Origin of the sequence: Mesorhizobium sp. M0011, assembly GCF_040324155.1 — a bacterium.
GTDB lineage: Bacteria > Pseudomonadota > Alphaproteobacteria > Rhizobiales > Rhizobiaceae > Mesorhizobium.
The window spans coordinates 151,698-165,789 of the sequence record NZ_JAMYVQ010000006.1; the positions used below are offsets into that span (position 1 = coordinate 151,698).

9 protein-coding genes are annotated in these 14,092 nt (G+C 63.9%); 3 read left to right on the forward strand and 6 right to left on the reverse strand.

Translation table 11 applies throughout. The features are described 5' to 3' along the window. Positions 1–11: 11 nt before the first annotated feature. On the reverse strand, positions 12–3,623 hold the full coding sequence (putA, locus tag NKK51_RS09350) for a bifunctional proline dehydrogenase/L-glutamate gamma-semialdehyde dehydrogenase PutA (protein ID WP_352552423.1): 3,612 nt from the start codon (positions 3,621–3,623) through the stop codon (positions 12–14). A gap of 163 nt (positions 3,624–3,786) precedes the next feature. On the opposite strand from putA, the gene NKK51_RS09355 reads away from it, so the two are divergent. Beyond that, the gene (locus NKK51_RS09355) at positions 3,787–4,239 is read left to right on the forward strand and encodes an Lrp/AsnC family transcriptional regulator (RefSeq protein ID WP_056596145.1); all 453 of its coding nucleotides are present in this window, start codon (positions 3,787–3,789) and stop codon (positions 4,237–4,239) included. A gap of 104 nt (positions 4,240–4,343) precedes the next feature. Here NKK51_RS09355 and NKK51_RS09360 read toward each other — a convergent pair whose 3' ends face one another. Together NKK51_RS09360 and NKK51_RS09365 are read right to left on the reverse strand one after the other, a co-directional pair. Next, on the reverse strand, positions 4,344–5,543 hold the full coding sequence (locus NKK51_RS09360) for a cytochrome-c peroxidase (protein WP_352552425.1): 1,200 nt from the start codon (positions 5,541–5,543) through the stop codon (positions 4,344–4,346). 7 nt (positions 5,544–5,550) lie between these two features. Then, entirely contained in the window at positions 5,551–6,000 is a 450-nt protein-coding gene (locus NKK51_RS09365; RefSeq protein ID WP_027039042.1) for a FixH family protein, read from the reverse strand. Positions 6,001–6,151: 151 nt separating this feature from the next. Between NKK51_RS09365 and NKK51_RS09370 the strand changes: the two genes are divergently transcribed. Further along, positions 6,152–7,072: a sugar kinase gene (locus NKK51_RS09370; protein ID WP_352552427.1), complete on the forward strand. Its 921-nt coding sequence runs from the start codon at positions 6,152–6,154 to the stop codon at positions 7,070–7,072. Positions 7,073–7,121: 49 nt separating this feature from the next. Here NKK51_RS09370 and NKK51_RS09375 read toward each other — a convergent pair whose 3' ends face one another. The 3 genes from NKK51_RS09375 to NKK51_RS09385 form a co-directional block, all read right to left on the reverse strand. Beyond that, a complete protein-coding gene (locus NKK51_RS09375) occupies positions 7,122–8,144 on the reverse strand; it encodes an aldose epimerase family protein (RefSeq protein WP_352552429.1) in 1,023 nt (340 codons plus the stop codon). A gap of 92 nt (positions 8,145–8,236) precedes the next feature. Next, positions 8,237–9,694: an NAD-dependent succinate-semialdehyde dehydrogenase gene (locus NKK51_RS09380; protein ID WP_352552431.1), complete on the reverse strand. Its 1,458-nt coding sequence runs from the start codon at positions 9,692–9,694 to the stop codon at positions 8,237–8,239. Between the two features lie 222 nt (positions 9,695–9,916). Continuing rightward, entirely contained in the window at positions 9,917–10,867 is a 951-nt protein-coding gene (locus NKK51_RS09385; protein ID WP_128303984.1) for an AEC family transporter, read from the reverse strand. A 143-nt stretch (positions 10,868–11,010) separates the two neighbouring features. On the opposite strand from NKK51_RS09385, the gene NKK51_RS09390 reads away from it, so the two are divergent. Next, on the forward strand, positions 11,011–14,031 hold the full coding sequence (locus tag NKK51_RS09390) for a caspase family protein (RefSeq protein ID WP_352552432.1): 3,021 nt from the start codon (positions 11,011–11,013) through the stop codon (positions 14,029–14,031). Positions 14,032–14,092 lie beyond the last annotated feature (61 nt).

The window sequence follows — 14,092 nt, forward strand, 5'->3', positions numbered from 1 at the left end:
ACTGGCCGGGATCAAGCTCCGGCCAGCAAGCTCGCATTGCCGCCCGCGGCGGTGGTGTCGACGCAGACCGCGCGCTCATGCGCATAAGCCGCCGGGTTGAGCACCTCGGTGACCAGCGGCACGATCGGGCCGGAGCGGTCGGCGATGACCTTGCGCACGATGCGCGCGGCCTCGGACGTGCCGGAAAAAGCGACGACATCGACGCGTAGCGCGCGCGCCTCGACCGGATCCGGCCGGCCGTCGATGGCGGCCAGCGGCAGGCCCTTGCCGGTCAACGCGGAAAGGGCTGCCGGTGCACCCGGCGCAACGGCCAGAACGGCATTGCCGGCGGCGAGCGCCTGGATCGTCTGCGCCAGCAGCGTATCACCATCGGGACCGAGGCACAGCACCCGTCCGCGTGGCGAGAGCGAGAGCGTGTTGGCCTCGCCGGTCGGCCCGGGCAGGTCGATCTGGCCGAAATCGATGCCGGCGGCCGCACCTATGGCCGCAGCACCCTTGCCGCGCAGATGCTTCCTCAGAATGGCGATCCGGTCCGGACGCGTCGACCAGCCGCCAAGTGTGGGATCGGGCAGATTGTCGGCAAGCTCGGTCGCCGTGACCTTATGGCCATCCTGCAAATGGGTGCCAGCCTCCGGCCCTTTGCGGAACCGGCGGAGGTAGTGCGGGCCGCCGGCCTTCGGCCCGGTGCCTGAAAGCCCCTCGCCACCAAACGGCTGCGAGCCGACCACGGCGCCGATCTGGTTGCGGTTGACGTAGATGTTGCCGGCATGAATGCCGTCGACGAAATGCTGGACGCGACCCTCGATGCGGGTGTGCAGGCCGAAGGTCAGGCCATAGCCCTTGCGGTTGATGGCGGCGATGACCGCGTCGATCTCGTCGGCGTCGAACGTAGCGACATGCAGCACCGGCCCGAACACCTCGCGCTCCATGTCCTCGATACCCTTGACCCGGAAAACATGCGGCGCGACGAAGCGACCTTCCTTCGGCGCCTCGAGCTTGGCGAGGAGCCGGCCCTGCAGGCCCATTTTCGTGCAGTACTCGCGGATCGAGCTTTGCGCTTCGTCGTCGATGACAGGGCCGACATCGGTCGAAATCCGCCAGGGATCGCCGATGCTGAGCGCCTCCATGGCGCCCTTCAGCATCTCCAGCATCTTCTTCTCCACGTCCTTCTGCACATAGAGCACGCGCAGTGCCGAGCAACGCTGGCCGGCACTCTGGAAAGCCGAGGCGAGGATGTCGCGCACCGCCTGTTCGGGCAGCGCGGTGGAATCAACGATCATGGCGTTGAGGCCGCCCGTCTCGGCGATCAGCATGGCGTTGGGCGCGGCCGTCTCGGCCAGTTGCTTCTCGATCAGCTTGGCGACCTCGGTCGAGCCGGTAAAGCAGACGCCGGCGATGCGCGGATCTGATGTAAGCGGCCCGCCGACCGATGGGCCGTCGCCAGGGAGCAACTGGATGACGTCTTCCGGCACACCGGCCTCGCGCAGCAGCTCGACAGCCCGGAAGGCGATCAGCGGCGTCTGCTCGGCCGGCTTGGCGATGACCGAATTGCCGGTGACAAGTGCGGCCGCGATCTGGCCGGTGAAGATGGCGAGCGGGAAATTCCACGGCGAAATGCACACGATGGCGCCGCGCGCTTGCGTGCCCGCCTCCGCATTAGCCGCCTCGGTGGCGTAGTAGCGCAGGAAGTCGACCGCCTCGCGCACTTCGGCGACGCCGTCGGCCAGCGATTTGCCGGCCTCGCGGGTGGCGAGTGCAAAGAACTCGACGGCATTGGCTTCATAGAGATCGGCGGCACGGTTGAGGATGGCAGCGCGCTCGGCGACGGAACGTTTTGCCCATGCCGGCTGCGCTTCCACCGCAAAGCGCACGGCGGTCGCGACTTGCTTGGCGGCGGCTTCGCTGACCGTACCGACCACTTCGGAAGGCTTTGCTGGGTTGACTATGGGACGCTGCTTGCCGTAGCCGGCGGCACGGGTGATCGGCTTGGCATGCCAACGATCCGGCCCAGCGAAGGCCGCCCTGGCCTTGTCGATCGCCGCCAGCGTCACCGTGTCGGTGATGTCGAATCCTTTCGAATTGCGACGCCCGGCCCCAAAAATCTCGGAAGGCCGGGCAATCGCCGGATTGGCGGCCGGACCCTGGCTCTCGACCGTTTCGAGCGGATCGCGCGCAATGTCCTCCGGCTCGACGTCCTCGTCGGTCAGCTGGTGCACGAAGGAGGAATTGGCGCCGTTCTCCAGCAACCGGCGGACCAGATAGGCCAGCAGATCGGAATGCGCACCGACCGGCGCGTAGATGCGGCAGCGCGTGCCTTCGGACCGGCGCACCGTCTCGTGCAGCGCCTCGCCCATGCCGTGCAGGCGCTGGAACTCGAAGGAATCGCGATTATCCGCCATCGCCAAGATGGCGGCGACGGTGTGGGCATTGTGGGTGGCGAATTGCGGATAGATGCGGTCGGTCATCGATAGCAGCTTTTTCGCGCAAGCCATGTAGGAAACGTCGGTGTTGGTCTTGCGGGTGAAGACGGGATAGCCTGACAGTCCGAGCGTCTGCGCCCGCTTGATCTCGGTGTCCCAATAGGCACCCTTGACCAGCCGCACCATGATGTTGCGGTCGTATTTCCTGGCCAGCGCATAGAGCCAATCGATGGCGAAAGCCGCGCGTGGCCCATACGCCTGCACCACCACGCCGAAGCCGTTCCAGCCGGCGAGCTCCGGCTCGGCCAGCACCCGCTCGATGACGTCGAGCGACAGATCGAGGCGATCGGCCTCCTCGGCATCGATGTTGAGGCCCATACGCGAATGGCGCGCGGCAAGCGCCAGCGACAAGAGCCGCTCGGCCATCACAGGCAGCATCTCTTCCTTCTGCGCCACCTCGTAGCGAGGATGCAGCGCCGAAAGCTTGACCGAAATGCCGTGGTTCTGCCTGATGTCAGGACCGTTGGAGCCGGAATCGAGCGACGAAATCGCGTCGGCATAGGCCTTGTGATAGCGCAAGGCGTCGGCCTCGGTGCGGGCCGCCTCGCCCAGCATGTCGAAGGAATAGAGATAGCCCTTCTGCGTCATCGGCCGGCCGCGCTTGACGGCTTCCGTGATGGTGCGGCCGAGCACGAACTGCTCGCCCATCTCGCGCATGGCGGCGGCCACCGCCTTGCGGATGACCGGCTCGCCCAACCGCCGCACCATCGAGCGCAGCGTGCCCTCGATGCCGCCCTCGCCCTCATCGAGGACGCGGCCGGTCAGCATCAGCGCCCAGGTCGAGGCGTTGACGAAGATGGAGCTCGAACCGCCCGAATGCGCCGACCAGTCGTGCGGCGCGATCTTGTCGGCGATGAGGTCGTCCATCGTTTCGGTATCGGGCACGCGCAACAGTGCCTCGGCCAGGCACATCAGCGCGACGCCTTCCTTGGTGGAGAGACCATAGGCCGAGAGGAAGACTTCCATCAGCCGGGGATCGGACGAACCGCGCACCGCCCGCACCAGATCGGCGGCGCGGGCCGAGATCGCCTTGCGGTCTTTCCCGGAGAGCGCCGTCGCGTCGGCAAGCCGCTTCACGGCCTCGTCTTCATCGGGCAGGTAGTTGGCGCGGATCTGCTGGCGGATGGCATCGAGCGCTGGCATGGCGGTCCCATGGATCGAGCAAAGGGATCGGGGCCGGCGGTCACCGGACCGAATGGTGCAAGCTAGCACAGATGCGAATTTTCAATCGGTCCGAAGAAATCGACATTGCAGGTCATTCGATCTATCGTAGCAGCTCAAAACCGACATATGGACTGCATTTTCGATGACAGAAGACCAATTGGACCGCATCGACAGGAATATCCTGGCGGCGCTGGCAAGCGATGGCCGGCTTTCGATGTCAGAACTGGCGGCAAAGGTCGGCCTGTCGAAGACGCCGGTGCAGGCGCGGGTGAAGCGGCTGGAGAAGGACGGCTACATCAGGGGCTACCAGGCGATCATCGACCGCGAGCGCATGGGCGAAGGCCATGTTGCATTCGTCCAGGTGAAATTGTCCGACACCAGGTCCGCCGCGCTCGATGCCTTCAACCGATCCGTGCAAGCCGTGCCGGAAATCGAGCAGTGCCACATGATGGCGTCGAGCTTCGACTATCTGCTGAAAGTCCGCACCAGGGACATCGCCGCCTACCGCCGCGTCCTCGGCGAGCGCATCTCGGCCCTGCCCCATGTTGCCCAGACCTCGACCTTCGTGGCGATGGAGACGGTCAAGGATCGATGACCATGATCCCGAAAAGTAGAAGCCGGTTTTCGGACAAGATCATGGTCAAACAAAAAGAAAAATAGAGCCCCATCCCGATACATCGGGATGGATCGAACTCTAACTCACTCCGAAAGCGTCTTCAGGAAAGCCACCAGCGCCGCACGTTCACGATCCGACAGCCCCAGCGGATGAACTTCGGACGTACCCTCGACGCTGGGTGCAGCCTTGGCGTAGTGCGCCACGACCTCGTCGAGCGACGAAAACTGCCCGGCATGCATGTAGGGCGGCCGCGTTGCCGCACCGCGCAGCGACGGCGTCTTGTAGGCGCGCACCAACTCCGGCGCATTCTTGACCATGAAGCGCAGTTCGCCGCAGGCGGCAGCGTCGCCGTCGCGATAGGCGCCGAGGCAGTTGAACGGGTCGGCCTCGACTTGGTACACGGCATCGATACGGCCGCGATCCGGCGGCAGGCCCGCAACGGGTTGCACGCCGGTATTGTGAAAGCTGTTGTCGGTGAAGCGCGGGCCGTTGTGACAGGTCACGCAACTGGCCTTGCCGATGAACAGTTTAAGCCCAAGGATTTCTTGTTTGGAAAAGACAGCATCGCCCTTCGGCTCGGCACCGGTGGCGAGGTCCAGCGCAAAGCGGTCGAAGCGCGTTGGCGCGGGCGCGATCGAGCGTTCGAAGGCGGCAATCGCCTTGCCTATATTGGCAAAGACGCCGTTGACGGCGTCACGCTGCGGGCCGCTCATCGCGTTCCAGGCAGCCTTCTCGGCATCGTTTCCCAAAGGGCTAGCATCCAACGGCATACCGGAAAAGTCAGGCAGCGGCCCAAAAATGCGCTCATAGCGCTCGCCGAAGCGCGCCTTGATGTAATGCGCGTAGGCGGCGCGGTTTCCCGCCTGCTCCAGCGGATTTTCGAGCGGCGTCAACGCTTGCGCCCACAGGCTGTCGCGGCGGCCGTCCCAGAAGAACCAGGGATCGTGCGCAACGCCAGCCAGCGGCATGGTGCGCCGGCTGGTACGGCCGACCCCGACCGCCTGCGGCAGGTCGTCCTGGAACTGGCGGTCGATCTTGTGGCATGTCGAACAGGATATCGACCCGTCACCGCTCATGCCTTGGTCGAAGAACAGCGTCGAGCCGAGTGCGGCAGCCCCCGGCACGTCGGCAAAACGATTGGTGGTATCGGGCTTGAGCGCCGGCAGCGACGACAGCGCCAGCGAGGCGATGGTGGTCTTCTCGGCGTCGGAAAAATCCGGCTTCGTGCAACCGGTAAGGACAACGGCTACCATTAGCGCCAGAAAACGCGAACGCCGCCTCATGTCCTGCTCACAGCACCACGTTGAAGAGCACCGTGTCGGAGCCGGCGGTGGCCGAGATGGCGAAATGCAACTGCCACCAGCCGCTCATGGTGAACTTCACACCCTCGATTCGATAACGCCCGTCGCCGAGATAGTCGGTCGCCTGCGGGCTGGTCGGCAGGCCGTGACTGTGCAGTGGCATGCCGCCGGAAATCGCGATCGCGGCACCTTCCACCGGAACACCTGCCTTTGTCTTCAAGGTCAGCAGCCAGGATTGCAGTTCGCCCTGCCGCACGACACCTCGCTCCGGCGCGAAGCTGGCTACGAACAGCGCGTTGGCGGTGTTCTTCGTCCGCGAGACATCCGGGCCGGCAGGCAGCGACGACCGCGGCGCCGTCAGGAAGACGACCGCGAGAATGCCGACCAGCAAGGCAGCCAGACCAAGACCCGCCAGAAGATAACGCCATATCGATGCCAAACCGGTTCCTCTTCCGCAGACAACGCTCTGCCGAACGGATCGCATCCCGCCAGCCTGTGGGAAAACGCTGTGGCGGAAAAAACCCTGCTTGCCAAGCATGGCGCTGCCGGTGGCAAAAAGCTACAGCACCGAGATCACTGGAGGATTGTAGATGGCGGGAACCGGCGTCGCCTCGATCGGCGAATGCATGCTCGAACTGTCGGGCCAGACGGGACCGAACTGGCGCATGGGCTTTGCCGGCGACACGTTCAACACGCTGTGGGCGCTGCATGCACTGAGCGCTGAGCGGCCGGCAACCTATGTCTCGGCCTTCGGCGACGATCCATTCTCGCAAGGCCAGATCGATTTCTTCGCTGAAAACGGCATCGGCATCGGCTCCAGCCCGCTCATAGCGGGCGCGCGGCCCGGCCTCTATGCCATCACGCTGACGGGAGCCGAACGTTCCTTCACCTATTGGCGTGGCGACGCCGCCGCGCGGCAGCTTGCCTCGGACCCGGCCGCATTATCGAAAAACCTGGAAAATCAGGCACTTGTCTATTTTTCCGGAATCACTTTGGCAATTCTGGACGAAGCCTCGCGCGCTGCGTTGCTGGCCGCCGTCGCCAAGGCTCGTTCGGCTGGTTCACTTGTCGCCTTCGACCCCAACTACCGGCCACGGCTCTGGCGCAATCGCGAGGATGCGAAGGCAGCGATCGTCGAAGCCCTTGCCGTCACTGATATCGCATTACCAACCTTTCCCGACGAGCAGATGCTGTTTGAGGATGCAACGCCGCAAGTGACCGCTAAGCGGATCGGGCAAATCGTCGGCGAGGTCGTCGTCAAGAATGGCGAAGCGCCGGCACTGATTGCCCAAGCAGGAACGCTGCGCGAAGTCCCGGCAATCCATGTCGCCGCTCCCGCCGATACGACGGGCGCCGGCGATTCCTTCAACGGCGGCTATCTTGCGGCTCGACTTGCCGGCCACGACCCGCTTGAAGCAGCTCGCCGTGCGCATCGCGTCGCCGCCGCCGTGGTGCAGGTGCGCGGCGCGCTGGCGCCGTTCGAGACGCTGCGCGCGGCCTTCGCCGGCTAAAGTCTGTTGCGATTCAGGGCAGGCGGCTTCACCTGAACATTGGCAGGCCTCAGGGCAGACGGAATCTGTATTCCGTCACGTGGTGGTAGATCGCGCCCGGCCACAGGGTCGCCTGCGGGAAATAAGGCCGGTTCGGCGCGTCCGGCCAAATCTGCGGCTCCAGGCAGAAGCCGCAAAAAGCCTTGTAGTCGCGGCCTTCCAACCCGGTGCGCGGCGTCACATACTGGCCGGTATAGAGCTGGACGCCCGGCTCAGTGGTCCAGACCTCCATCTCGACACCGGAACTGGCGCCTTGCGCCCATGCCGCCTGCTTGAGCGGCCCGCGTGCTGAAGCGAGGCAGAAATTCTGGTCGTAGGGCAGCTGTTCGCCCTCGGTCTCCATGCGCAGCGGCCGCGCCTGGCGGAAATCGAACGGCGTGCCGTCAACCGGCTTGACCACCCCGGTCGGGATCATGTCGCCATCGACCGGCAGATAGGCGCCGGCATTCAACATCATCCTGTGGTCGAGAATGTCTCCGGCGCCGCCATCATCGAGGTTGAAGTAGGAATGCTGGGTGAGATTGCACAGCGTCGGCTCCTCACAGGTGGCTGTCAGCTCGACGCTGAGCGTGCCGGGGATCTTCAACCGGTAGGTGCAGGTGACATCAAGCGCGCCGGGAAAACCCATCGCGCCGTCGGGATCATGCAGGGTCAGCGTGACGAAATCCCTGCCATGCAAGGAAACCGTCCACGGCCGGTGGGAGTAACCTTGCGAGCCGCCATGCAGCGTATGCTTGTCGAGGAAGTTTTGCTCGGTCTGGTAGCGGCTGCCGCCAATGGTGAAACGGCCGTCGCGGATGCGGTTGGCGTAGCGACCGACGACCGCACCGAAGAACGCCGTATCCGTCTCGTAGCCTTCGAGACTGTCATAGCCGAGCACCAGCGGCGCATCGTGCCCGGTCAGGCGCAGATCCTGGATGATCGCGCCCAGACCGATGATGTTGGCTGTGATGCCGCCGCCCCTGATCGTGAAGCGACGCACCTGCTCGCCAGCCTGCGTCGTGCCGAAAACCTCGCCGTCCTTCATCGCCATGCCCGTAAATGCCAGTTGATCCAGAAGACTTCGGCTGGTTTTCCCATGAGAGATGGGCAGGCTATCGGCCTCCCCATCTCCGGGATAGAATATCAGAGGCCGAGGCCGCCGATGCAGACATATTTGGTATCGAGGTAATCTTCGATGCCCTGATGTCCGCCTTCCTTGCCGAGGCCGGATTCCTTGACGCCGCCGAAGGGTGCCTCCGGCGTGGTGATGAGGCCTTCGTTGACGCCGACCATGCCGTATTTCAGCCCTTCCATGACGCGGAAGGCGCGGCCGAGATCGCCTGTGTAGAAGTAGCAGGCGAGGCCGAATTCGGTGTCGTTGGCGAGCGCTATCGCTTCCTCTTCGGTCTCGAACTTGAACACCGGCGCCACCGGGCCAAAGATCTCTTCCTTCATGAAGCGCATCTTGGGTGTCGCGTTGGCGATGACGGTCGGCTGGAAGAACGAGCCGCCGAGCGCATGGCGCTTGCCGCCGGCAACGATCTTGCCGCCCTTGGATGTGGCGTCGGCGATCAGTTCTTCGACCTTCTCGACCGCCTTCTCGTCGATCAGCGGCCCCTGCTGCACGCCGTCCTCGAGGCCGGAGCCGACCTTCAGCCCATTGCTGGCGGCAGCGAGCTTCTCGACGAACTTGTCATAGACACCAGCCTGGACAAGGAAGCGGTTGGTGCAGACGCAGGTCTGGCCGGAATTGCGATACTTGGCGGTGATCGCACCGGCGACCGCACGCTCGAGGTCGGCGTCATCGAAGACAATGAACGGCGCGTTGCCACCGAGCTCCATCGAAACTTTCTTGACGGTGACCGACGACTTCTGGATGAGAAGCTTGCCGACTTCGGTCGATCCGGTGAAGGTGATCTTCGACACCAGCGGATTGGCGCAGATCTCGTCGCCGATCTCGCTTGCCGAACCGGTCAGGATGTTGACGACGCCCTTGGGGAAGCCGACCTCCTCTGCGAGCGCACCCCAGGCGAGGCCCGAATATGGCGTCTGCGAGGCCGGCTTGACCACTGCGGTGCAGCCGGCGGCGAGCGCCGGGCCGAGCTTGCGGGCCAGCATCGAGGACGGGAAATTCCACGGCGTGATGGCGGCGATGACGCCGACCGGCTCCTTGGTCACCAGGATGCGGCGGTCCGCCCATGGCGAAGGTACGACATCGCCATAGGTGCGGCGACCTTCCTCGGCGAACCACAATATGTAGGCCGCGGCGGAGCCGATCTCGCCCTTCGATTCGAACAGCGACTTGCCCTGTTCGATGGTCAGCAGTTCGGCCAGCACGTCCTGATTGTCCATCATTGCGTCATGCAGCTTGCGCAGCAGCTTCGAGCGCTCGAGCGCGGTCGTCTTGCGCCAGGTCTTGAAAGCTTCCGCGGCGGCTGCGATGGCGCGGCGGGTTTCGGCTTTGCCCGACTTCGGCACGGTGCCGATCTTGAGGCCGGTGGCCGGGTTGTTGACGTCAACCGTCTGGCCGCTGTCGGCCTGCACCCATTCGCCATTGATGAGATTGGCCTGCCGCATGAAATGGCTGGTTTTCTGAAGCATGGTCTATCCTCCGTTCGGCGCGCTGACGGCCGGTCTGTGAAATCTTCGGTGAGCGTGCGCCATGGACTGAAGCCGGCACGCCGGAGCCACTGCTCTTTACCGAGGGCAAGGCCCGCAAGCAATCGCAAGATGGCATATAGGGGTTGGACCAGCCCGAGGCGAGAGCAGGCCGGACATATGCCGTGCCGATCGCTGGCCGCACCATCTGGCTATCGACATATCCTATCCGAAAACGTGGAGCACCACCGTCAGCCAGAAGGCGGTTGTAACAACCGCGCTCGCCGTGGCGATTGTCATCTGGTTCGACGCCAGCGCCTGGCCGGTGTTGAACTGCACGGCGATGAGATAGGAATTGATGCCGGATGGTAGCGCCGCCACCACCACCGCCACTTTGGCCGTCAATGGCGGCAGGCCAAGCAGCCAGACCAGACCGAGAACCAGAGCCGGCATCAGGAACAATTTCAGCACCGAAAGCGCCAGAGCCGGCCGGACATTGCCGGAGATACCGAAGCGGCGCAGGCTGAGGCCCATGGCAAACAGCGCCACCGGTCCTGCCGTGTCAGCCAGCGCATCGACCAGCCGCGTGGCAAGGTTCGGCAGCGGCGCGCCGGTTAGGCGCCATGCCAGCCCGGCCAGGATGCCGATGATCAGGGGATTGGTGAACAGTCTTCTCAGAAAGCTCTGGATGATGCGCAGCGGGTGTACGGGCTCGCTGCCACCGCGGCCAAATATCTCGAACATGATGATCGACGCCATCATCATGGTCGGCAGATGCACGGAAACGAGCAGCGACAGCACTTCGAATCCGCTGGACCCGAATACGCCGAGAACGAAGGGAATGCCCAGCAACACCACATTCGAGAAGGACGACGACACTCCACCGACGATGCCTGTGCGTGCGTCCCGCCCGAAGATTCGCGTCGTCACCAGATGGCCGGCAGCCCATGTCATTGCAACCGCGGTGAAGTAAGCGCCCCACAGCGACCATGGCGCCACGCCATGGAAATCGGAATTCACCATCGTCCGAAACAGCAGCAGCGGCATCGCCACGTTGATGGCGAATTCGGAGATGCCGTCCCCGCTGGCCGGCTTCAGATAGCCGGTGAGCCCGGTGAGATAGCCGAGCGCGACGAGGCTGAAGACGAAAAGAACGGTTTCGGTGAGCGGCGACATTTTTCAGGGATAGGCGAGCCACGGCCGCGGCGCAATCGCGCCCGAATTTGATCATGCCCTAATTTGATCATGGCCAAATTTGATCATGGTCCATTGGCAGCGTTATAGAGGGCTTGGATCATCAGGACGGATGCGAACGACAAATGACCTTTGTCGAAACCTCGAAGCTTAATCTTTTGCGGCGGGCATGGCTGACGGCTTTCATCGCCGCACTGCTTTGCCTTGCCGCGAGCGCGCTTGCAGTTGCCGAGACAAAAAGCCTCAAGGGCGTGGCGCTGATCATCGGCCAGTCGAATTACCTGCACATCGACGCCCTGCCCAACCCCGCCAACGACGCCCGCGACATGGCCAAGATGCTGACCGACCTTGGCTTCGACGCCCGCAGCGTCACCGACCGCGACGCCACCAAGCTGAAGCGCGACCTGGAGCGGTTCACCGAAGATGCCGACGGCGCCGATGTCGCCTTCATCTACTACTCCGGTCATGGCATCGAGGCCGGCGGCGAAAACTATCTGGTTCCGGTCGATGCCGACGTCCCGTCGCTGAAGGATGCCGACGCTGCTTTGGTGCCTATTTCCGCCGCCATGGACGCGTTGAAGAAGACCGTGCCGGTGACGATCGTGCTGCTCGACGCCTGCCGCACCAACCCGTTCCCACAGGACGCCGTGGTGCGGCGCTCACCGACCGCTTCCGCCTCGCCCATAGGCGCCGGCGGGTTGGAGCCGGTGCGCGGCGCGAAGGCGCTCGGCAATGCGCCGGCGGCCGACGCGAGCCTGGGTACGGTGGTCGGCTTTGCCGCAGAACCGGGTCGTCCAGCGCTCGATGGCGCCGCCGGCGAAAACAGCCCTTATGCGTCCGCTTTGCTGCGCCACCTCGCGGCGATGAAGGGTACCGAGTTCGGCTCGGTCATGCGCATGGTGACCGAGGAGGTCTATCTCGACACAAAGGCAAAGCAGCGCCCCTGGGTCAATGAAAGCTTGCGCCGGCTGCTCTATTTCGGCGTCGCGCCGGCGGAGCCTACCGGCGACGACGGGCTGATCACCGGCGAAAGGCGCCAACTCCTGCTGACGATTTCCGACCTGCCCGACCCGAAACGGGCGCAGGTGGAACTGGCCTCGCTGCAGGAAGGCGTGCCGCTCGATGCGCTTTATGGCGTGCTGAAAGCGCTCGGCACGGAAAATATCCCGGAAGATCCGACCGACCTGCAAAAGGTGCTCGACGCCCAGGCCGAGCGCCTGAAGAAGATGATGTCCGAGCGTGCAGCGCTTCGCACCGACGACCCAGAGATCAAACGGCTTGTCGCCTCCGCCGACAAGGCCATCGGCCAGGGCGCCATTGTGACAGCGCGCAAATTCCTCGACGATGCGGTCGGCCGGGTCGAACAGACCAACGATGCGGTCGATGAGGCCGAAGATCTCGTCAAGCAGAAGCGTCTTGCCGATGCCGCGATCTATGCGAGGCGGGCCGATGCCTCTGGCCTGGTGTTCGACTACAAATCCGCAGCCGGCGACTACGCCAAGGCGTTTTCGCTGGCCGAAAAATGGGACGACAAGCTGCGCTGGAACTACAAGAACCAGGAAGCCGAGGCGTTGAACGCCTACGGCTACGCCACCGGCGACCTCGATGCGCTGCAGCACTCCATCGAGGCCTATCGCACTATCCTGAACTTCATCCCAAATGGCGAACAAAACCGCGACTGGGCCATCACTCGTAACAACATGGCGGTGGTGCTGCAGACCATCGGCGAGCGCGAGACGGAGACCGCGCGCCTTGAAGAGGCAGCGCGGATCTTTCGCGATTCCCTTGTCGTGTTCGAGCGCGTGAAGGACGATCTCAACTGGGCCGCCGCGCAGAACAATCTGGCCAATGTGCTGTTGAAGATCGGCGAACGCGAGAGCGACCCGAAGCGCCTGAACGAGGCGGTGGTGGCGATGCGCGCGACGCTCCAGAAACGCCCGCGCGAAAAAGTGCCGCTCGACTGGGCCGCTTCGCAGAACAATCTCGGCCTGGCGCTCTATGCGCTTTCCGAGCGCGAGGCCGCCGGCGAACATCTGACGCAAGCCGACGCGGCCTACCGGCTGGCACTTGAGGAATACACACGCGAAAAGGCGCCGGTTGAATGGGCGATGGTCGAGAACAATCTCGGCAACACGCTGGTGTCGCTCGGCATTCAGCTCAACGACAAGGCGAAGATAAACGAGGCGGCCAACGCGTTCCGTGCCGCGCTTGAAGTGCGAACCCGTGAAACCTTCCCCGTCTCATGGGCGACCAGCAGGCTCAACCTCGGCAACGCGCTGAGCGGTGTCGCCCGTTTCGATATGGGCACCGGCGCGCTTGAAGAGGCCGCGGCCGCCTATGATGATGCACTGACGGTCTTTACCCGGCAGCGTTTCCCGATGGACTGGGCGTCGGCGCAGAACAATCTCGGTTCGATCTACCAGACGCTTGGCCAGCGCACCCGCGACGCGGCCAAGCTGGAGCAGTCGGCCGCGGCCTTCCGGGCGGCCCGGCAGGTCTATGTCAGACGGAAATTCCCTCTCGACTGGGCAATGAGCCACTACAATCTCGGTAACACGCTGCAGCTCCTCGGCGGCGTCACCGACAAGCCGCAACATTATGGTGAAGCCATTGCCGCCTACCGCGATGCGTTGCGCGAGTACAAGCGCGAGACGAACCCCCGCCAATGGGCGCTGGCCCAGGCCGGCCTCGGCTCGACGCTGCACTGGCTGAGCATGAGCAATGCCGACTCCAGGACGCTGCTTGAGTCCATAGCGGCCCGCCGGGCAGCCCTCGAAGTACTCACCGTCGACGCGGCACCAGTCGACTGGGCCAACGCCCAGAACGGCATCGGCATGAGCCTGCTCAACCTCGGCAATCTCGAACGCACCGGCAAATACCTCGGTGATGCCGAGGCCGCCTTCGCGGCCACGCTGAAGGTATTCACCAGGGAAAGCCTGCCCATGCAATGGGCCTTCGCGCAGAACAATCTCGGTGACGTCAGCTGGAACCGGGCCAGCTATGGTGGCGGCAAGGCCGAATATCAAAAGGCGATCGGATTCTTCGAGAACGCCAAGCAGGGCTTTACCGAAGCCGGCTACACGATCCCCATCCCGCTGACCGACCAGAAGATCGATCTGGTGAAGAAGCAGATGGCGAAGAAGTAGGTCTACGCATCCCGCCGACCGCGCCTTGTCTTTCGGCCGGCTTTACCGTCCCTATATGTCC